This is a genomic window from Thioclava nitratireducens, assembly GCF_001940525.2.
Taxonomy (GTDB): Bacteria; Pseudomonadota; Alphaproteobacteria; order Rhodobacterales; family Rhodobacteraceae; genus Thioclava; species Thioclava nitratireducens.
On record NZ_CP019437.1, the window covers coordinates 1,411,283 to 1,431,342 of the forward strand.

General features: G+C 65.1%; 21 protein-coding genes. 11 read left to right on the forward strand and 10 right to left on the reverse strand.

What is annotated here, in order from left to right:
• Window positions 1-78 precede the first annotated feature (78 nt).
• The 7 genes from BMG03_RS07010 to BMG03_RS07040 all read left to right on the forward strand — a co-directional run bounded on the left by BMG03_RS07010 (window position 79) and on the right by BMG03_RS07040 (window position 6,676).
• Entirely contained in the window at window positions 79-717 is a 639-nt protein-coding gene (locus BMG03_RS07010; RefSeq protein WP_077701155.1) for a lysoplasmalogenase, read from the forward strand.
• A 55-nt stretch (window positions 718-772) separates the two neighbouring features.
• On the forward strand, window positions 773-2,035 hold the full coding sequence (gene ftsY / locus BMG03_RS07015) for a signal recognition particle-docking protein FtsY (RefSeq protein WP_075776123.1): 1,263 nt from the start codon (window positions 773-775) through the stop codon (window positions 2,033-2,035).
• Window positions 2,036-2,214: 179 nt separating this feature from the next.
• A complete protein-coding gene (locus BMG03_RS07020) occupies window positions 2,215-3,117 on the forward strand; it encodes an EamA family transporter (protein WP_075776122.1) in 903 nt (300 codons plus the stop codon).
• A gap of 6 nt (window positions 3,118-3,123) precedes the next feature.
• Window positions 3,124-3,741: an inner membrane-spanning protein YciB gene (locus BMG03_RS07025; RefSeq protein WP_075776121.1), complete on the forward strand. Its 618-nt coding sequence runs from the start codon at window positions 3,124-3,126 to the stop codon at window positions 3,739-3,741.
• A 66-nt stretch (window positions 3,742-3,807) separates the two neighbouring features.
• Window positions 3,808-4,617, forward strand: a complete 810-nt coding sequence (xth, locus tag BMG03_RS07030; protein WP_075776120.1) for an exodeoxyribonuclease III — start codon at window positions 3,808-3,810, stop codon at window positions 4,615-4,617.
• Window positions 4,618-4,693: 76 nt separating this feature from the next.
• Window positions 4,694-5,260, forward strand: a complete 567-nt coding sequence (locus BMG03_RS07035) for a peroxidase-related enzyme (RefSeq protein ID WP_075776119.1) — start codon at window positions 4,694-4,696, stop codon at window positions 5,258-5,260.
• Window positions 5,261-5,338: 78 nt separating this feature from the next.
• Window positions 5,339-6,676 carry an 8-oxoguanine deaminase gene (locus BMG03_RS07040; protein WP_075776118.1) on the forward strand — a complete coding sequence of 446 codons (1,338 nt, stop codon included), beginning with the start codon at window positions 5,339-5,341 and terminating at the stop codon, window positions 6,674-6,676.
• Here BMG03_RS07040 and BMG03_RS07045 read toward each other — a convergent pair.
• Entirely contained in the window at window positions 6,666-7,397 is a 732-nt protein-coding gene (locus BMG03_RS07045) for an alpha/beta fold hydrolase (RefSeq protein WP_075776117.1), read from the reverse strand. The genes BMG03_RS07040 and BMG03_RS07045 overlap by 11 nt on opposite strands.
• The gene (gene guaD / locus BMG03_RS07050) at window positions 7,394-8,677 is read right to left on the reverse strand and encodes a guanine deaminase (RefSeq protein ID WP_075776116.1); all 1,284 of its coding nucleotides are present in this window, start codon (window positions 8,675-8,677) and stop codon (window positions 7,394-7,396) included. Before guaD ends, BMG03_RS07045 begins: the two co-directional genes overlap by 4 nt.
• Window positions 8,678-8,822: 145 nt before the next feature.
• Here guaD and mgtE point away from each other — a divergent pair, with 145 nt between their 5' ends.
• Together mgtE and BMG03_RS07060 are read left to right on the forward strand one after the other, a co-directional pair.
• A complete protein-coding gene (gene mgtE / locus BMG03_RS07055) occupies window positions 8,823-10,208 on the forward strand; it encodes a magnesium transporter (RefSeq protein WP_075776115.1) in 1,386 nt (461 codons plus the stop codon).
• Window positions 10,205-10,741, forward strand: coding sequence for a 5-formyltetrahydrofolate cyclo-ligase (locus BMG03_RS07060; RefSeq protein WP_075776114.1), 537 nt, complete (start codon window positions 10,205-10,207; stop codon window positions 10,739-10,741). Before mgtE ends, BMG03_RS07060 begins: the two co-directional genes overlap by 4 nt.
• On the opposite strand, the gene purU is transcribed toward BMG03_RS07060, so the two are convergent.
• From purU to BMG03_RS07080, 4 genes are all read right to left on the reverse strand, one after another.
• Window positions 10,742-11,638 carry a formyltetrahydrofolate deformylase gene (purU, locus tag BMG03_RS07065; RefSeq protein WP_075776113.1) on the reverse strand — a complete coding sequence of 299 codons (897 nt, stop codon included), beginning with the start codon at window positions 11,636-11,638 and terminating at the stop codon, window positions 10,742-10,744. It lies immediately after the preceding gene.
• A gap of 144 nt (window positions 11,639-11,782) precedes the next feature.
• Window positions 11,783-12,733: a cation diffusion facilitator family transporter gene (locus tag BMG03_RS07070; RefSeq protein WP_075776112.1), complete on the reverse strand. Its 951-nt coding sequence runs from the start codon at window positions 12,731-12,733 to the stop codon at window positions 11,783-11,785.
• A 114-nt stretch (window positions 12,734-12,847) separates the two neighbouring features.
• Window positions 12,848-13,609: an FG-GAP repeat domain-containing protein gene (locus BMG03_RS07075; RefSeq protein ID WP_075776111.1), complete on the reverse strand. Its 762-nt coding sequence runs from the start codon at window positions 13,607-13,609 to the stop codon at window positions 12,848-12,850.
• The gene (locus tag BMG03_RS07080) at window positions 13,609-13,932 is read right to left on the reverse strand and encodes a 2Fe-2S iron-sulfur cluster-binding protein (protein WP_075776110.1); all 324 of its coding nucleotides are present in this window, start codon (window positions 13,930-13,932) and stop codon (window positions 13,609-13,611) included. The genes BMG03_RS07075 and BMG03_RS07080 overlap by 1 nt, the downstream gene beginning before the upstream one ends.
• Before the next feature lie 166 nt (window positions 13,933-14,098).
• On the opposite strand from BMG03_RS07080, the gene BMG03_RS07085 reads away from it, so the two are divergent.
• Window positions 14,099-14,662 (forward strand): peptidoglycan-binding domain-containing protein, encoded by a 564-nt coding sequence (locus BMG03_RS07085; RefSeq protein WP_077701156.1) that lies wholly within the window; start codon window positions 14,099-14,101, stop codon window positions 14,660-14,662.
• 109 nt (window positions 14,663-14,771) lie between these two features.
• A complete protein-coding gene (locus BMG03_RS07090; RefSeq protein WP_075776109.1) occupies window positions 14,772-16,007 on the forward strand; it encodes an MFS transporter in 1,236 nt (411 codons plus the stop codon).
• 48 nt (window positions 16,008-16,055) lie between these two features.
• Here BMG03_RS07090 and BMG03_RS07095 read toward each other — a convergent pair whose 3' ends face one another.
• The 4 genes from BMG03_RS07095 to hflK all read right to left on the reverse strand — a co-directional run bounded on the left by BMG03_RS07095 (window position 16,056) and on the right by hflK (window position 20,023).
• A complete protein-coding gene (locus BMG03_RS07095; protein ID WP_077701157.1) occupies window positions 16,056-17,528 on the reverse strand; it encodes a DegQ family serine endoprotease in 1,473 nt (490 codons plus the stop codon).
• A gap of 175 nt (window positions 17,529-17,703) precedes the next feature.
• Window positions 17,704-17,895 (reverse strand): DUF2065 family protein, encoded by a 192-nt coding sequence (locus BMG03_RS07100; protein ID WP_075776108.1) that lies wholly within the window; start codon window positions 17,893-17,895, stop codon window positions 17,704-17,706.
• Window positions 17,895-18,830: a protease modulator HflC gene (hflC, locus tag BMG03_RS07105; RefSeq protein WP_077701158.1), complete on the reverse strand. Its 936-nt coding sequence runs from the start codon at window positions 18,828-18,830 to the stop codon at window positions 17,895-17,897. The genes BMG03_RS07100 and hflC overlap by 1 nt, the downstream gene beginning before the upstream one ends.
• Complete coding sequence (gene hflK / locus BMG03_RS07110; RefSeq protein ID WP_075776107.1) at window positions 18,827-20,023, reverse strand: FtsH protease activity modulator HflK; 1,197 nt, start codon at window positions 20,021-20,023, stop codon at window positions 18,827-18,829. The genes hflC and hflK overlap by 4 nt, the downstream gene beginning before the upstream one ends.
• Window positions 20,024-20,060 lie beyond the last annotated feature (37 nt).

Below are 20,060 nucleotides of genomic sequence, written 5' to 3' on the forward strand. Positions count from 1 at the left end.
TGCGCCATTCTTTCGGCGATTTCGACCATTTTGTGACTCAGCTTGCGGGGGCGGGGCTTTTCTGCGCCAGATGTGGCGATGATGTCCGCAGCTCCGATCAGCCTCGTTATCGCCGCCGTCTTCGCGGCAATCTACCTCGTACGCCATGCGGGGGCGGGGGAAAGCAGCGCGAAAACCCTCGTGAAGACCGCCTCCGTCGTAGCGCTGATCCCGATGGCGGCCGCCCTGGGCGCGCCGCTTGCGATCCTCGCGGGGCTCGCCCTTGGTGCAGCGGGCGACTTCGCCCTGTCGCGCTCTGGCCAGCGCGCCTTCCTGATCGGCATGGCAGCCTTTGCGGCGGGGCATCTGGCCTATCTGATCGGCTTTCTCGAGATGGGCGCGCGGCCCTCGGCATGGACCATCCCTCTCATCGCCCTGGGGCTCTCGGCGGAGTTCTGGCTCATGCCGCGGACGGGCGGGCTGTGCTGGCCGGTGCGGGCCTACATCTGGATCATCGTCGCGATGGCGGCGGTGGCGATGGGCCTGCCCGCGGGCTATCTGCTGGTGATCCTGGGTAGCCTCGCCTTCGTGCTTTCCGACCTGATCCTCGCGCTGGAGATGTTCGTGCTGCACGACGCCGGACGTAAGCGGATCGCGGCGCGCGCGCTCTGGATGCTCTACTGGGGCGGTCAGGCGCTGATCGGCTGGGGCGCGGGATCGGGTTTTGCCGGGGGATAAGCCTTCCATCCAGGACTGCGATGAACTAGGTGGAGCGTAAGGAAAGGCCTGATCCATGTCGTTTTTCAAAAAGCTCAAATCGCGTCTGACGCGTTCTTCCTCAAAGCTCGAGCAGGGGCTCGAGGATATCGTCGCCGAGAATGCCTCCAGTGAAGACGAGGTCGCCGAGACGCCGGAACCTTCGGCGCCCGCGACGCCCGCAGAGACCTCCCCCGAGGCCGCGCCGCGGAGCCGTGCCGAACCGGGGCCGGAGCCCGAACCCGAGCCCCGGCATGATGAGACGATCAACCTCCCCGATCCCACGCCGCCCGCACCCGGCTACGTGCCCGCGCCGGTGACCGAACCGGTCGAAGAGGAACACGCGCAGATCGCAAAGGCCCCGCTCGACGTCGAGCCCGCGCCCGAGCGTCCAAACCCCGAGCCGAAGAAGCCGAGCCTTCTGGGCCGCATCTTCGGCGGCGGAGAGGCGAAACCCGCCGAGCCGCGCCGTGTCCTCGATGACGAGATGCTGGAAAGCCTCGAAGAGCTGCTCATCGCCTCAGACATGGGCGTCGACACCGCGCTGCGCGTCTCGGCAAACCTTGCCGAGGGGCGGATGGGTCGCAAGCTCTCGGTTTCCGAGATCAAGGGGCTTCTGGCCCAAGAGGTCGCCCGGATCATGGAGCCGGTCGCGAAACCTCTGCCGCTTTACCCCAAGAAGCCGCAGGTCGTGCTGGTGGTGGGCGTCAACGGGTCGGGCAAGACCACGACGATCGGCAAGCTCGCCTCACAATTCCGCGCAGCCGGCAAGCAGGTCGTGATCGCGGCGGGCGACACGTTCCGCGCAGCCGCCGTCGAACAGCTGCAGGTCTGGGGCGATCGCGCCGGCGTGCCGGTCCTGACCGCGCCCGAAGGTTCCGACCCGGCTTCGCTTGCCTATGACGCGATGAAGAAGGCCGAGGCCGAGGGGGCGGACCTTCTGATGATCGACACGGCTGGCCGGTTGCAGAACCGCGCCGATCTGATGGAGGAGCTGGCGAAAATCGTCCGCGTGATCCGCAAGGTCGACGAGACCGCGCCGCATAACACGCTTCTCGTGCTCGATGCGACGACGGGGCAGAACGCGCTGCAGCAGGTCGATGTCTTCCGCAAGATCTCGAACGTGTCGGGGCTGGTGATGACCAAGCTCGACGGCACTGCGAAAGGCGGCGTGCTGGTCGCGCTGGCCGACAAGTTCGGCCTGCCGATCCACGCGATCGGGGTGGGAGAGCAGCTCGACGATCTGGCGCCCTTCGATCCGGAGGAATTCGCGCAGGCCCTTGTGGGCCTCGAAGACTGAACCCGCGATTGGGGGCGCCGCCCCCCGCGCTTGCGAGCGCCCCCCGGGATATTTGTGCAAGCCCGAAGAGAGCCCTGCGCCTTTCCTCTTCCCCTTGGTCGAAATATCCCGGGGGTGAATGGCCCTGAGGCCAGAGGGGGCAGCGCCCCCTAGCGCCCGAGATCACGAAGGACTTCCCCTTGAGCGACTGGATCATCTCTGTCTCGGGCACCGAGACCGGCAAGCACCTCGCGCTGGGCCTCGCGCTGCTCGCGGCCTTTCTGCACGCGCTGTTCGGGGCGTTGCAGAAGGGGCGGCACGACCCGTGGCTCAGCCGCGCCGCGATCGATGCGAGCTACGGGATCATCGCGGCCCCTTTCGCGCTCTTCGTGGTGCCGTGGCCCGAGCCCTACATGTGGCCGATCTTCGTGGGCGTGTTCTTCATCCATGTCGGCTACAAGCTGCTGCAGGCGGCCTGCTACCAGCGTGGGGCCTATACGGTGGTCTACCCGGTCGTGCGTGGTACCGGGCCGCTTTTCGCGGTGATCGGGGCGGGGATTATCTTCGGAGAGCATTTCACGATCGGCCAATGGGCCGGGGTGGCCACGCTTCTTGCCGGGATCTACGGTCTTGCGATCTACAACCTGCGCAATGTGACGGTCGATCGAGAGACGATGGTGCCGGCGCTGATGCTCGCCGTGGCGACCGGTGCCTTCGTCGCGCTCTACACCACCTATGACGCCTATGGCATCCGGGCGACCGCCGATCCCTTCACCTTCCTGGCGTGGTTCTTCTTCATCGACGGCTGGTTCATGCCGATCTTCACCGCGCGGCGCTGGACGAAGCTGCCGAGTTCGGAAATGGTGCCGCTCATCAAGAGGGGTGTTATCGGCGCGATTGTTGCTTATTTCTCCTTTGGCTCGATCATGTTGGCGACACGGCTCGACAAGGTGGGCGAGGCGGCGGTGCTGCGCGAGACCTCGACGGTCTTCGCAGCCCTCATCGGCTGGCTCGTGCTGGGCGAGAAAGTTGGGCCGCGGCGTACGGCCCTGATGGCGCTGATCGCGGCGGGGGCCGTGATCGTTGAGATAGCAGGCAGGTAAAGGCAGATGGCAGAGAAAAAGATTTCCCCGTGGGTGAAAGCGGCGCTCGACTGGGGGCCGCTCATCGTCTTCTTCGTCGCCTTCAACCGGCTCAAGGACGGCACCTACGCGATCCTCGGCACCGACTATTCGGGCTTCGTCGTGGCCACCGCGCTGTTCATCCCGTTGATCGCCGCCTCGACGCTGATCCTGTGGGCCTTGACGCGCAAGATCTCGGCGATGCAGATCGCGACGCTGGTTCTGGTGCTGATTTTCGGCGGGCTATCGGTCTGGCTGAACGATCCGACCTTCTTCAAGATGAAGCCGACCATCATCTATCTGCTCTTCGCGGGTATTCTCGGGGCGGGGCTGATCCGCGGCAAGGCGTGGTTGCAGCTGGTGATGAACGAGGCGATCCCGATGGCGCATGAGGGCTGGATGATCCTGACCAAGCGCTTCGTGGGGCTGTTCCTCGCGCTCGCGGTGGCCAACGAGATCGTCTGGCGCACGATGTCGGACGAGATCTGGGTCGATTTCAAGACTTTCGGCCTGCCGATCATCCTGATCGTCTTCATCATGTCGCAGACCAAGCTTTTCGAGCGCCACGGCATCGAAAAGGAAGAGGGGGACGAGGCGGAGAAGTAACTCCGACCTGTCCGCGCCCGCCGCGATCCGTTACACCTGTCGCGACTGTCAAAGCCGGAGCCTCTCATGAAAATCGCCACCTTCAACATCAACGGCATCAAGGCGCGCCATCAGGCGCTGGTCGATTGGCTGAAGGAGGCCGAGCCGGACGTGGTCCTGCTGCAGGAGATCAAGTCGGTCGACGAGGGCTTCCCGTGCGAGCTGTTCGAGGACCTCGGCTACGCGGTCGAGACACATGGGCAGAAAGGTTTCAACGGCGTTGCGATCCTGTCGAAACTGCCGCTGGAGGATGTGACGCGGGGGCTGCCCGGCGATGAGGGTGACGAGCAGGCGCGCTGGATCGAGGCGACCGTCGTCGGCGAGAAGGGCGCGGTGCGGCTCTGTGGCCTCTATCTGCCCAACGGCAACCCGGTGGAACTCGACGATGCGGGGCGACCTGTCGCGGGCGGCAAATACGCCTACAAGCTCGCGTGGATGGAGCGGATGCAGGCGCGGGCCGAGGCGCTGCTCGAACTGGAGGAGCCCTTCGTGATGGCGGGCGATTACAACATCATCCCGCAGGACGAGGATGCCGCGAAGCCTGAAGCGTGGCGCGGCGATGCGCTGGCGCTTCCGCAAAGCCGCGAGGCGTTCCGCCGTATCCTCAATCTTGGCTTCACCGAGGCCTTCCGTGCCCGGGTGCAGGGGCCGGGGCACTACTCGTTCTGGGACTATCAGGCGGGCGCCTGGCAGAAAAACAATGGCATCCGGATCGACCATCTGCTGCTGTCCCCGCAGGCGGCGGACCTGTTGCGCGATGTCGGCATCGACAAGGAAATCCGCGGCCGCGACAAGCCCTCTGATCACGTTCCGGTCTGGATCACGCTCGACGTCTGATCGCGATTGCCGCAACGTCATTTCCTCGGCCTCGCCGCGACTGTGCATAGTGGCGGCGAAAGAGAGGAGACCCCAGATGCAAGACCAGATCAGCCGGCACCCGGTGCCGCAACTCGCCGACATGCCAGAGGATATCCGCACGCGGATCGAGGCGGTTCACGAGAAGGCCGGGTTCATCCCGAACATCTTCCTCGCCCTGGCGCATCGCCCCGACGAGTTCCGCGCCTTCTTCGCCTATCACGACGCGCTGATGGAGCGGCCTGGCAACCTGACGATCGCCGAGCGCGAGATGATCGTCGTGGCGACTTCGGCGGCAAATGAGTGCCAGTATTGCGTGATTGCACATGGGGCGATCCTGCGCATCCGCGCCAAGAACCCGCTGATCGCCGATCAGGTCGCGGTGAATTACCGCAAGTCCGACATCACGCCGCGCCAGCGGGCGATGCTCGATTTCGCGATGAAGGTTAGCCTGCGGGCGCAGGAGGTCGAGGAGGCTGACTACGAAGCGCTGCGCGCCCATGGTTTCACCGATGACGATATCTGGGATATCGGCGGGATAACGGCGTTCTTCGGCCTGTCGAACCGGCTGGTGAACATGGCTTCGATCCCGCCGAACCCCGAGTTCTATGCGATGGGGCGCTGAGCGCCTCTGGTCTTCGCCCATCCGCGCGGTCTAGGGTCTGGCAAGATCAGACAGAGGGCCAGCTAGGAGGAACGCGCGATGGGCGAGATCTTGATCCGGAGCGCCGAGGTGGTCGTCACGATGGACGGCGCCCGGCGCGAGTTGAAGGGCTCGGATCTGCTGCTGCGCGACGGCCAGATTGCAGCTGTCGGGCCAGGGCTGGAAAGCATGGGCGAGGTGGTCGAGGCCAAGGGCTGCGTCGTCACGCCGGGGCTCGTGAACACCCATCATCACCTCTATCAGACGCTGACCCGTGCGGTGCCGGGCGGGCAGGATGCGCTGCTCTTCGGCTGGCTGCAGACGCTCTACCCGATCTGGGCGAAGATGGGCCCCGAGGAGATCCGCGTCTCGGCGCAGGTCGGACTGGCGGAACTGGCGCTGACCGGCTGCACCACCAGTTCCGATCACCTCTACATGTATCCGAATGGCGCGCGGCTGGAGGACACGATCCACGCGGCGGCGGAACTGGGGTTGCGCTTCCATCCCACGCGCGGCGCGATGAGCATCGGCGAGAGCGATGGCGGCCTGCCACCCGATAGCCTGGTCGAGCGCGAAGAAGCGATCCTGAACGACTGCATCCGGATAGTCGACGCGTTCCACGATCCCAACGAAGGTTCGATGTGCCGGGTGGGGATCGCGCCCTGTTCGCCGTTTTCCGTCTCGCGCGAGCTGATGCGCGACGCGGCGCTGCTCGCGCGCGACAAGTGCGTTATGCTGCACACCCATCTTGCCGAGAATGATGAGGATATTTCCTACAGCTTGGAGCAGTTTGGCTGCCGGCCGGGGCAATATGCCGAAGATCTCGGTTGGACCGGCGAGGATGTCTGGCACGCGCATTGCGTGAAGCTGGATGCGGGCGAGATCGACCTGTTCGCGCGCACGCAGACCGGGGTTGCGCATTGTCCGTGCTCGAATTGCCGTCTGGGCTCGGGCATCGCGCCGGTGCGCCAGATGCGCGATGCGGGGGTTAAGGTGGCGCTTGGCGTCGATGGCTCGGCCTCGAACGATGCAGGGAGCCTCATCGGCGAGGCGCGCATGGCGATGCTGCTGCAGCGGGTACAAAACGGCGCCGACGCGATGGCCGCGCGCGAGGCGCTGGAGATCGCGACGCTAGGTGGCGCGCAGGTTCTGGGCCGTCCCGATTGCGGGATCCTCGCGCCGGGCAAGCGGGCAGATGTGGCAATCTGGGATGTCTCGGGGCTGGAGGCGGCAGGCGCGTGGGATCCGGTCGCGGCACTGGTACTCTGCGGGCCGCCCAAGGTGAAACACCTCTTCGTCGAGGGCCGTCAGGTGGTGCGCGACGGGCAGGTTGTGACGATCGACCTGCCGCGCGTGATCGAGACGCAGAACCGCCTCGCATCAGCGCTTATGGGCTGAATTTCTCGCGCCGCACGGCCCCGGCGGCGCTGGCGATCCGCAGCAGGCGGCGACGGTCGCCTGCAAGAGCAGACTCCATCAACCCCGAGAGGCCTCCGCGCGCCTTCAGATGCGGCGCGAGGTCGGAATGGCCGAGATCGGGGAAGATCAGGTGATCGACATTTGATGGGTGCGGGAAGGGCATCGCCTGCGCCAGATCGTCCTGCGCGCCGTGACACAGGATCGCCCAGCAGGTCGCGGGCGGAAGCGGAGTCGTCTCGCGCGCGAAGGTCGCGATCTGTCTCGTCCACTCGCTCCATCGAGCCTCCCCCGGCACGACGCCCGGTTTTACCGAGAATTGCGGAGACAATGCCAGCACCACGTCAACCGGGATCACCTCCGCTGCGACCAGCGCCGAGACCGCGCCCATCGACAGCCCAATGGCAGCGATCCGGGTCACGGGGCGGCGGCGCCGCACCTCTGTCAAGGCTGCACGCAGGGCAGGGGCGAAGCCAGGATCGTTCGTCCAGCTTCGGCTGTCGTCGCTGATGAACAGCGCCCGGCGTGGGAAGCCCGGCGTGCCGCGCCCCGTGGCGGTGGCGACGAATTCCGGTGCGGGCGGGCGGCTGGGATCGTGTCCGATCGAGGCGAAAGAGATGACCAGATCGTCGCCGCCACCGTCAAGTAAATCGACCGTGAAAGGCGCGCGGGCGTAGATCCTCTCGAAGCCGGGATCGGTCAATGCAGCCGCTTGCCCGCGACCCAAGTTCCCGCGATGGCGCGGTCGTCGCCCATCATGATCGTCGGGAAGATCGCCTCCCAGACGTCGTTCGCACGGTCGGCACGCTGCGAGATGGCAGGCGTCGAGGCGAGGTCGACCGCGATGAAATCCGCCTCCATTCCCGGCGCCAGCGCGCCGATCTTGTCGCTCATCCGCATCGACTTGGCGGAGCCTTGCGTCGCCAGCCACCAAAGCTGCGCGGGGTGCAGCGGCTGATGCGTCAGCTGGCCGATCTCGTAAGCTGCGGCCATGGTGCGCAGCATCGAGAAGCTCGACCCGCCGCCGGTATCGGTGGCCAGCCCGATCCGCTGCCCCTCGGCAAGACGTGTCGGCCAGTCGAACAGCCCCGAGCCGATGAAGGTGTTAGAGGTCGGGCAATGGATCAGCGCCGCGCCGACCTCCTTGATCCGGTCGGCTTCGCGCGGCTCCAGATGGATCGCGTGGCCATAAAGCGCGTTCTCGCCCAGTAGATCATAGGTCTCGTAGGTGTCGAGGTAATCGCGCGCGGTGGGATATAGCTCGCGGACCCATGCGATCTCGTCCACCTGCTCGCTCAGATGGGTTTGCATCAGGCAATCGGGATGTTCCGCCCAGAGCGCCCCCAGCGCGGCCAGCTGATCGGCCGACGAGGTGGGCGAGAAGCGCGGCGTGATGACATAGCTCAGCCGGTCCACGCCATGCCATTTCTGCAAGAGGACTCGGCTGTCGTCATAGGCCGATTGCGGCGTGTCGCGCAAAGCCTCCGGCGCGTTGCGGTCCATGCAGGTCTTGCCCGCCGCCGCCCGCATCCCGCGCGCCTTCGCGGCTGCGAAGAAGGCTTCGACGCTGACGGGATGGATCGTGCAATAGCTGCACATCGAGGTGGTGCCGTTCATCAGCGCCAGATCGAGATAGCGTGTCGCGATCTCTTCGGCATGGGCGGGATCGGCGAAGGAAATCTCCTCGGGGAAGGTGTAGGTGTTGAGCCAGTCGATCAGGCGCTTGCCCCAGCTCGCGACGATCGCGGTCTGCGGATAATGCACATGGGCGTCGACGAAGCCGGGCGACAGCAGATGATCGCCGTGATCGGTGATCTCGGCCTGCGGATGATCCTCGCGCAGGTCGTCCGCCTCGCCTACGGCGGCGATGAGGCCGCCCTCGACCAGCACGCCACCGCGCCGGCGATGTGCAACCACTTCGGGCCCTTCGACGAGCGCGTCGCCGCGATATTCCAGAACTTGCCCAAGATGCAGTTCAGCCATCATTCTCTCCTGTCCGACGCGTCATGCTAGGGCGGGGCGGGGCGAAGGTAAATCTCTGCCGTGGCGGCGCTTCTTTTTCGGCTCCGCCCCCTGTCCATCTGCGAGAAAACAGCTATGTTTCACGCGCGATCCGAACGGGGGCGATATGGCCGAAGCACTTGCCGAAGAGACAGAGCGCGAGGAAGAGGATTATCGGCTGAGCGGGGAGCTGGTCGAGGAAATTCTCGATGCCGTCGAGCAGGAAGATGCGGAGCGGTTGAGCGAACTGCTCGAGCCGCTGCACGCCGCCGACATCGCCGACCTTATCGAACAGGTCTCCGGCCACGAGCGGCGCGAAATCCTGCGGCTCTGGGGCCGCCAGATCGACGGCGAGATCCTGACGGAGATCGACGAGGGCATTCGCGAGGAGGTTCTCGCAAGCCTGCCGCCGGAAGTCCTGGCCGACGCGGTGCGCGAGCTCGACTCCGATGACGTCGTCGACCTGATCGAGGACCTTGAAGAGCCGCAGCAGGAAGCGATCCTCGGCGCTCTCGACGAGACCGACCGGGCCGCGGTCGAGAAATCGCTGGGCTATCCCGAATATTCCGCCGGTCGTTTGATGCAGCGCGAGGTCGTGACCGCGCCGGAGCATTGGACGGTGGGCGAGACGATCGACTTCCTGCGGAAAGCGAAATGGCTGCCCGACCAGTTCTATCACGTGACCCTTGTCGATCCGGGGCACCACCCGATCGGAAATGTCACCTTGGGACGAATCCTGTCGGCCCCGCGTGCCTCGAAGCTGACCGATATCTGCGAGGAGGAATTCCGCAAGATCTCGGCCTATCAGGACGAGGGCGACGTGGCCTACGCGTTCAACCAGTATCACCTGATCTCGGCCCCTGTCGTGGACGAGGATGACAGGCTGGTCGGCGTGATTACCATCGACGACGCGATGTCCGTTCTCGACGAGGAACACGAGGAAGACATCCTCCGCCTCGCCGGTGTGGGCGACGAATCCGCGATCTCGGATACCGTTCTGGAAACCGTACGTCAGCGCCTGCCGTGGCTTTTCGTGAACCTGCTGACGGCGATCCTCGCCTCGGCGGTGATCTCGATCTTCGAGGGCACGATCCAGCAACTTGTGGCGCTGGCCGTCTTGATGCCGATCGTGGCTTCGATGGGTGGCAATGCGGGCACGCAGACCCTGACGGTCGCGGTGCGCGCGCTGGCGACCCGCGACCTGACCGACAGCAACGTCTGGCGCGTCGTGCGACGCGAAACCATCGTGGGGCTGCTGAACGGTCTCGCCTTCGCGGTGGTGATGGGAGCAGTTGCCGCCTTCTGGTTCTCGGGCGCGCAGCTTGGCATTGTGATCGGCTTGGCGATGGTCATCAATCTCGTTGTCGCCGCGCTGTCGGGCATCCTGATCCCGCTGGCGCTGGAGAAGCTTGGCGCAGACCCGGCGCTGGCCTCGGGCACGTTCGTCACGACAATGACCGATGTGGTGGGCTTCTTCGCCTTCCTCGGCCTCGCCTCCGTCGTGTTGCTATGAGCAAGGATCTCGCGCGCAAGGACGCTTTCGCGGCGCGCAAAGCCGCCCATGCGGCCGATGATGGAGCTGCGACGCGAGCGCTGACGGCGGCGCTGGAGCCCTTCGCGGGCAAGGTGCTGGCGGGCTATTGGCCGATCCGGACCGAGCCCGATCCGCGCCCTGCGATGATCGCCCATGGCGGGCCGCTCTGTCTGCCGGTTGTGGTGGAGCAGGCGCAGCCCCTGGTCTTTCACCGCTGGACACCCGAGACCGAGATGATCGCGGGCGCTTTCGGGGCGCATGTTCCGGCGGAGGGCGAGGAGATCACGCCCGAGGTGCTGATCGTCCCGCTGCTGGCTTTCGACGCGCAGGGCTTTCGGCTGGGCTATGGTGGCGGCTTTTACGACCGCACGCTGGAGGGGCTGCGCGCACGCGGCCCCGTCACAGCGATCGGCTTTGCTTTTGCGGCGCAGGAAGTTCCGCATGTGCCCACCGAGCCGACGGATCAGCCGCTCGACATGATCGTGACCGAGGCAGGCGTCCTACATTTCTGATTAGCCCATCCGCTCGGAGGCGTAGGCGCCGGGCGAGGCGGGGAAGACGACCGTCTTGTTGTCGTTCAGGAACACCCGGTGCTGCACATGGGCGTGGATCGCGCGCGACAGCACCTGCGCCTCGACGTCGCGGCCCAGCGAGACGTAATCCGACGGGCTCTGCGCATGGGTGATGCGCACGGTGTCCTGCTCGATGATCGGGCCTTCGTCGAGATCGGCGGTCACGTAATGCGACGTCGCACCGATCAGCTTCACGCCACGCTCATAGGCCTGCTTGTAGGGGTTCGCGCCCTTGAAGCTCGGCAGGAAGGAGTGGTGGATGTTGATGATCCGGCCGGACATTTTCTGGCACAGCGCATCCGACAGAATCTGCATGTAGCGCGCCAGAACGATTAGTTCCGCACCCGACTCATCGACCACGTCGAGCAGGCGCTTCTCTGCCTCGGGCTTGTTCTCCTTCGTCACCTTGATGTGGTGGAAAGGCAGGTCATGGTTCACGACGACCTTCTGGTAGGTCATGTGGTTGGACACCACGCCCACGATCTCGATCGGCAGCGCGCCGATGCGCCAGCGATAGAGAAGATCGTTCAGGCAATGGCCGAAATTCGACACCATCACCAGAACCTTCATCTTCTCGCGCGAGTCGCGCACGGCCCAGTCCATCTCGAACTCCTTGGCGACCGGCTCGAATGCAGCGCGGATCGCGTCGGCATCCTTGCCTTGCTCCGAGACGAAGCTCACGCGCATGAAGAACTGACCGGTCTTCTGGTCGTCATATTGATGCGAATCGGTGATGTTGCAGCCCTGATCGGCCAACACATTCGCGATCCCCGCGACGATCCCCCGCGTGGAGGGGCAGGCAACGGTGAGAACGTAGGCGTCGGCAGTCTGGGTCATGTCGCATCCCTTTTGATCTTTCGCCCGGTTTCCTAGCGTGCCGGGGGTGGGGACACAATCACCCCGTGTCAGGGGAGGAGCGCGGGAGAAAGCGACGGCGTTGCGGTGAAAAGCGGCATCGCGTCGGGGGCGAGGCGCGCGGAGTCAGGCTGCAGCGTTTTCGCGCTGTGTGCCGCGCAGGGATTCGATCTCAAGGAAAACGCTGGAGACCTCGGGATGGGCCTCGTGGATTTTCTTCTGAACCTCCTCGACCGCGTGGAAGATCGCCTCGGGCGACAGGCCTTTTTGCATTTTCAGTTCGATATTCACCAACACCTGCTCGGGGGCGAAATGCATTGTCAGAAGCCGTTTGACCTCCGCGACTTCGTCGAAACCGGTCGCGATCTCCCGGATCGATTTGCGCACGTCGCGGTCGGCGGCTTCGCCCATGATCAGCGCGCGAGTCTCGTAAACCAGAATGATGGCGACCACGATCAGGATGAGCCCGATCACGATCGAGGCTGCGCCGTCGAAGAACGGGTTCTCGAAGGTCACCGAGAGATAGACGCCAAGCGCTGCAGCGAGGATACCCAGAAGCGCCGCACTGTCTTCGGCGACGACGACGAAGATCGACGGATCCTTGGAGCGGCGGAACGCCTTGAAATAGCCTTCCCCCGGTTTGCGTTGCTTCAGGAGCTGGCGGATCGCGATCACCCAGGAGGTGCCCTCGGCAAAGAACGCCACGAGCAGGACGCCGTAGTTCCAGATCGGCTTCTCGATCGGCTCTGGATGCTGGATATGGACCATGCCCTCGTAGACAGACAGCCCGCCGCCGATCGCGAAGAGCAGCATCGCGACAACGAGCGACCAGAAATACAACTCTTTGCCATAGCCGAACGGATGTTTCTCGTCCGGCTCCTTGCGGCTGCGCTTGTGGCCCAGAAGCAGCAACCCCTCATTGCCGGTATCGACCACCGAGTGGAACGCCTCCGCCAGCATCGACGAACTGCCCGTGAACGCCGCGGCCACGAATTTCGCGATGGCGATCAGAAGGTTCGCTGCGAGCGCGCCATAGACGGCAATCGGCTTTTCTTCGGAGGCTTGGGCTTCGGCCATGAACGGAATCCTGGATCGGGGCGCGAGACGGGGAGGAACGACCTCGCGCCGGTGTCGTCGTGCTGGATCAACACGGTGCGGGCAGGCCGGTTCCCGAACCGCCCGCGTGCGAGGTCAGATGCCGCAGCCGATCGCCTTCGCGAATCTCGCGGGCGAGGTGTCGTCAGCGAGGCGTCTCCATGCCACGGTTTGCTTGGGCGTGACCGAGAGAGACAGCAGACCCGACCAGTCGAAACTGGCGACGATAATCTCCGGCCCGGCGCCGCAATCGCGCAGGCCGCCCATGATCGTGTCCGAGCCGAAGTGGTGATTGGTGAATCTCCCGCCCGCGAAGCTCGGGTGCAGCGCGCCGTTGCGATATTCGAAAATCCGCAAGACGCCCAGCCGATGCGGCGCGTCGATCAGCGCGATGTCGCGATGTCCGTTGCCATCGAAATCCGCGACGCCGATGGGCGCGAGCCAATGGTTCGGCTCTCCCACGAAATCGGTCGCGGCGAGGAACTTCGGTTTGCCGGATTTTACCGTGAGCACGAGGAGCCGCGAACCCAGCCGGAGATGCGATTGCACCACGATCACCTCGTCGATTCCGTCGCCGTCGAGATCGCTCAGGCGTGGTGCCGTGTCCTCATAGACGAGATCGGGATCGAGGCGCAGGTCGTAAGTCAGCGTGCTGTGGCCTGAGAACAGCCCCTTGGCGTCGCCTGCCTTGCGGGTCACGTCGATCTGGAGATTCGCGAATTCATGCTCGGGGCCGAGTGCGCGGTGACCGTAGCGATCCGTGGGCTCGGTGAACCGCGCGGCGACCGACATTTCGGCCCGCGCGGGCAGGGCGGCAGCGGTGACCAGCGCAAAGGCGAGGGTCACCGCGCGGCGCATCAGATCTGCTTTTCGGGAAGGTTGACGATCAAGCCGTCGAGTTCGTCTGTGACCTTGATCTGGCAGGTCAGGCGCGAGGTGACGGGATCGGGTTCGTACGCGAAATCAAGCATGTCTTCTTCCATCGGATCGCGCGGAGGCAGTTTCTCGATCCAGTCCTTGTCGACATAGACGTGGCAGGTGGAGCAGGCGCAGGCGCCACCGCAATCGGCGTCGATGCCGGGCACGCCATTGTCGCGCGCGCCTTCCATCACGGTCATGCCAGGCTTCACGTCGATCTCGTGACGGGTGCCGTTGAATTCGACATAGGTGATTTTCGCCATAGCTCGGAGCCTCTTGTTCGTGATCAAAACGCGAATGCCGGCGGGGCCGGTCGCAAGTGATCTAAGCTGCTTTCGGCGATTTGGCCAGAGGTGGGCGGTCACGGGCAAGGGATTGCCGCGGCGTGGATATTGGCTACTCTGCGCGCCGAGGCAGGCGGAGACGAGAATGCGGCAGATCGCTGAAAACTTCGGCACGGCGCGTGCGATGCTGGTCGCGCTGGGTGTTGCGATGGGGCTGGCGGGCTGTCAGCCCGGCACGCAGGGGGCGTACGCTACTCCGAAGGACCCGCCCGCCAAGACGCTCGCCCATGTGCTGCAAAGCCGTCCGTCCGCTGATGATGCGCGGGGCTGCTTCACCGAACTCAAAGGCCCTGCCAAGGTCGAAACGGTGACTGGACAGGTAGAGGTGATCCCCGAACAGCGCGATCCGAAGACCGGCAAGGTCACGCAGCCCGCGATTTACCGCGAATTGAGCGGCCAGAAGCTCGTCGATAGCGGCAAGCCGCGCTATTTCGAATCCGTTTGCTCGGAGGATCTGACGCCCGCTTTCGTTGCGATGACCCAGCGTGCGCTGGCGCTGCGCGGGCTCTATTCCGGCCCCGCCGACGGCAAGCTGGACCCGGCGACGGGCCGCGCGATCGCGGCCTATCAGGCGCCGCGCGGCCTCGACAGCCCGACGCTCTCGGTGCGCGCAGCACAGGAACTCGGTCTCTATATCTGGTCGGACTGAGCCCTCTCACGCCGCCATCGCGGCGCCGCACAGCCCTCTGCGCAGGCGGCGGGCTTGTGCCGGTCGGCGGAACCGTCTCTAACCGAGGATCAAGGGATCAGGGGGCACCATGCGAAAGTTATTCGGCAGTAACCTGCGCTTCATGCGCGACAACGCCCGCTGGCTCGGCGCGGGTTTCCTGCTGACGCTGTTCTCGTCTTTCGGGCAGACTTTCTTCATCGGCCTGTCGGGCAATGATATCCGGGCGACTTTCGGCCTGTCGGGCGGCACCTTCGGCGCGCTCTACATGGTGGCGACGCTGGCCTCGGCCTCGACGTTGCCCTTCCTCGGGCGCACGCTCGATCTGATGCCCGGCTGGAAGGTGGTGCGCTTCACCATCCCGCTGCTGGCGCTGGCCTGTGTCGGGATCACGTTCGCCCCGAACCTGATCTTCCTGACGCTCGCGATCTACATGCTGCGGCTCTTCGGGCAGGGCATGATGACCGAGATCGCTTTCACCGAGATCGGTCGCTGGTTCGTCGCGAGCCGCGGCAAGGCGATGTCGCTGGTCGTTCCGGGCCAACCCTTCGGCTCCGCGGTGCTGCCGGTTCTCGTGGTGTTGGTCGCGCAGGCGAGCGGCAACTGGCACCTCGCATGGTGGCTCTCGGCGGCGTTGCTGGTGGTGATCGCATGGCCGCTCCTGATGCGCCTGATGCAGGTCGAGCGGGTGCCCAACGCCACCGAGGTGCAATCGAGCGCATCGGGCACAGCGCGCGACTGGACCCGCGCGGAGGTGATCCGCGATCCGGTCCTCTACATGCTGCTGGCAGGGCTGCTCGCACCGCCCTTCATCGGTACGGTGATTTTCTTCCATCAGGGCTACCTGACGGAGTTGCGCGGCTACTCCCCGCTCGCCTTCGCCGCGGCCTTTCCGGTGATGTCGGCGGCCACTGTGGGCTTCGGCTTTGTCTGCGGCGGGCTGATTGACCGGTTCGGCGCGCTGCGCCTGCTTCCATTTGTTCTGGCGCCGCTGACGCTGGCCTCGCTGACGGTCGCGCTCGTGACGCCGGTCTGGGGCGTCTATGTCTTCATGGGCCTTCTGGGCATGTCGAACGGGTTCACAGGGACGCTGATGGGCGCGCTCTGGCCCGAGGTCTACGGCGTGAAAAACCTGGGCGGCATCCGCGCGATCATCGTGGCCTCGATGGTGCTCTCGACCGCAGTGGGGCCCGGGATCACCGGCGTGCTGATCGATATGGGGGTGGAGCTTCCGACCCAGATGCTGGGCATGGCGCTGTGGTGCGTGATCGCCGCCGGAAGCCTGACCATTGCCGCCCGCCGGGTGCAGGCGCGCGAAGCGCAATGAAAAAGGCGCCCTGCGGGGCGCCTTCTCATTCGTCTTGAACGGTGCGGATCACTCCACGGGGAGTGCCACGAAACGCGGCTCGCCGGCGCGGCGGATCAAGAGCAGGATCGACTTGCGCCCGGCCTCTTTCGCTGCCTGCACGCGCTCTTCGAAATCGCCGACCGCGGAGACAGGTTTCTGTCCGACCTCGGTGATCAGGTCACCGACACGCAGGCCCTTCTCGAAGGCCGAGGAAGTCTCGTCGATCTGCTTGATGACGAGGCCGTTCGCTTCTTTGGTCAGGCCCATCTCGGTGCGCAGGTCATCGGTGAGCGGCGTCACGGTCAGGCCGAGCATGTCCTTCTCGACCTCCTGCGGGGCCTGAACGGCTTTCGGGGGCTGCTCGCCCTCGGCGGCCTCACGGCGGCCCAGCGTCACCAGAAGCGTCTTGGTCTCTCCATCGCGCAGCACGGTCACGCGGACTTTCTCGCCCACCGGAGCATCGGCCACGCGGCGCACCAGATCGCGGGTGTTCTTGACCTCGCCGCCATCAAACGAGGTGATCACGTCGCCCGACTGGATACCGGCTTCCTTAGCGGGGCCGTCCGGCACTTCCGAGACCATCGCGCCTTCCGGCTTGGGCAGGCCCATCGCCTCGGCCATATCGGCGGTGACGTCCTGGATCTTCACGCCTAGCCAGCCGCGCCGCGTCTCGCCGTATTCCTTGAGCTGTTCAACAACCTTCTGGACCACGTTCGACGCCATCGAAAAGCCGATCCCGATCGAGCCGCCATTGGGCGACAGGATCGCGGTGTTCACGCCGACGACCTCACCTTCCATGTCGAAGAGCGGGCCGCCCGAGTTGCCGCGGTTGATCGCCGCATCGGTCTGCAGGTAGTCGTCATAGCTGCCCGAGAGCTCGCGGTTGCGCGCGGAGATGATCCCGGCCGAAGCGGAGAAGCCCTGGCCCAGCGGGTTGCCCATCGCCATCACCCAGTCGCCCACCCGCACGGCGTCGCTGTCGCCGAAGGCCACGAAGGGCAGGGGGGAGTCGCTCTCGACCTTCAGCAGAGCGATGTCGGTTTTAGGGTCGGTGCCTACGAGTTTCGCATCGAGCCGCTTGCCCGAAAAGAACTCGATCTCGATCTCGTCTGCATCTTCGATGACGTGGTTGTTGGTGACGATGTAGCCGTCTTCCGAGATCACGAAGCCCGAGCCGAGCGCGTTCGAGCGGCGCGGTGCGCCCCGCCCGTTCGGGCCATTTGGCCCGTTCGGGTTCGGCAGGCCGAAATCGCGGAACAGATCCTCGAAGGGCGAGCCGGGCGGAAAATTCGGCATGTTGCCGGTCGGTGCGGCCACCGTGGTCGAGGTGGTGATGTTTACCACCGAATTGGACACCTGATCGACAAGTTCTGCAAAGCTTTCGGGGGCGGCGCGGGCATAGGCCGGCGCGGCCAGCGGTGCGAAGGCGAGCGCGACGGCAAGCGTCGCGGCGCTGAATCCGGCGCGCAGAGTCGATCCGGGTCCGGTGAGGAAATTCATGTAGCTCTCCCTTGCTTCGCCGGTCCGGAGGCCGGCGCGATGCTCTCTTTGAGTTGAAATGTAGGAGCAGCGAGGGACGAAGGGAAGTTATTCGCCAAAATTCACGACAGGAAATTGCGTCGCAGGGGGGCGAAGCGGGCGCTCTCTTGCGCCTAAGATGCGGGGAACTGAGCGGTTATCCGAAGACGCGCAGCGCCCAGAGGATCGCCACGCCCGCTGCCAGAGTCGCAAGGCCAAGCGTCCGCCGCTGCCCCGCCGACATGGCGCGCAGCGCGTCCAGCGCCTGCTCGATACGTGAAGGGGCCAGCGCAAGCGCCAGCCCCTCGATCACAAGGACCAGTCCCAGACCGGTCAAAAGCATCGCCATCACTGGCCGACCTGGCTCGCAGATCCGTTGCCCCGGCTTGCACCGGTTTCGGGCCCCGGGTTCTCCCCGATCGAGCGCAGGAAGCGCCCGTAATCGAAGTAGAGGCTGTCGGGCTGCGTCACCAGCGACGAAGTCTGCGTCTTCATCGACTGCGCGTAGAATTGCAGCGCGCGGACGAATGCGAAGAACTGGCGATCCTTGCCATACGCATCCGCATAGACCTTGTTGGCCTGCGCATCGGCTTCGCCGCGCACGATCTCGGCCTGCTTCTTGGCCTCGGACGTGACCTCGACCGCAGTACGGTCGGCGGTTGCGCGGATGCGCTGTGCGGCCTCGGCGCCGCGGGCGCGCTCGTCTGCGGCCTCGCGCTCACGCTCTGCCCGCATCCGGCCATAGGTGGAGGCCAGGTTCTGCTCGGGCAGGTCGGTGCGGGTCAGACGCACGTCGATCACGTCGACGCCCAGCGAGAGCGCCTCGCGCCGTGCCAGATCGCGGATCCGGTTCATCAGCGGCGTCCGGTCGTCCGACAGCACCGCCGTCGAGGGGACCGAGCCCAGAACTTCGCGGATCGCGTTGTTCAGGATGCCATCGATGCGGCTCTTGGCGATCTGCTCGCCGCCCCCGCCCACGGCTTCGCGGAATTTCACCGCATCGACGATGCGCCAGCGCGCGAAGGCGTCGACAACGAGACGCCGGTCGTCCTCGGGTGTGACTTCGAGCGGCTGCGTGGTGAGGCTCAGGATGCGGTCGTCATATTTGACGATCGTATCCACGATCGGGATCTTGTAACCGAGACCCGGCTCCGTCTTCACCTGCTGCACCTCACCGAAGCGCAGCACGAGGGCTTTTTCACGCTCGTCCACCACGAAGACCGAGTTCAGCCCGAGGAAGATCAGAACAACGAGAACGGCAATTGCGATAGGTCCGCGCATCAGTTGCTTCCTCCATTGTTGGCGGTCGATTTGGTGGTGCTGGGCGCCGAGCTGTTCGACGTCGAGCTGGAGTTCTTGCGCAACTGGTCGAGCGGCAGGTAGGGCACGACCCCACCGGCGCCGTCCTTGGTGTCCACGACAACCTTGTCCACATTTTGCAACAGCTTGCCCATGGTCTCGTAGAACATCCGGCGCTTGGTAACTTCGGGCGCTTTCTCGTATTCCGTCAGGATCGAATTGAAGCGCGCGGCGTCACCTTCGGCTGCGTTCACGATCTGCGCGCGGTAGCCTTCGGCCTCTTCCTTGACCTGAGCGGCCTCACCACGGGCACCTGCCGTCACCTTGTTGGCATAGGCGTCGGCCTCTTTCTCGAGACGGTCCCGCTCCTGCTGCGCGGCCTGCACTTCGCGGAAGCTGTCAATCACCTCGCGCGGCGGATCGGCGCGGTTGAAGTTCACGCGGACGATGTTGATGCCCGCATCGTAGCTGTCGAGCGTCTTTTGCACCGCCGTGCGCAGATCGGCCGCGATCTCGCCACGCGCGGTCGACAGGATCGGCGCGAGGTTCGAGCGCGCGATGATGTCGCGCATCGCGGATTCGGAGACCGCGCGGATCGTGTCCTGCGGATCGCCGAGGTTGAACAGGTATTTCGCCGGATCGCTGATGTTCCAGACCACCTGGAACTCCAGATCGACGATGTTCTGGTCGCCGGTCAGCATGAGGCCGGTATCGTTCGTGCCAGCGCGGCCCGAGCCGATATCAACGGTCTGTTCGCGGGTCACCGGAACCTTGGTGTAGGTGAGGAAGGGCCACGGCGCGAGATTCAGGCCGGGGCCCTTGGTCGCGTGGTAGCGCCCGAACATGAGCTCCACCGAGCGTTCTTCAGGGTTTACCTTGTAGAGCGAGGAGCCGAGCCAGATCGCCACCACGGCCACGAGGCCTATGATCACGGCGATCTTGGTCGGGAAGGGGGGCTTGCCGCCTCCGCCGCCATTGGGACGGTTGGGGCGATTGCCGCCGCCCTTGCCGCCCATCAGCACGCGGAGCTGCTCGGAGCCCTTGCGCATGAATTCCTCGATTTCGGGGATCTGGCCGCCCTCACCGGGACGTCGCTGACCGGGGCGTTTGTCTTCGCGGTCGTCATCGCGGTCGTCGCCGCCACCGCCTCCGCCGCCCCAGGGGCCTCCGTTGCTCATATGCTCCTCACCTTTCCGTTATCTTCTCGGACAGTTG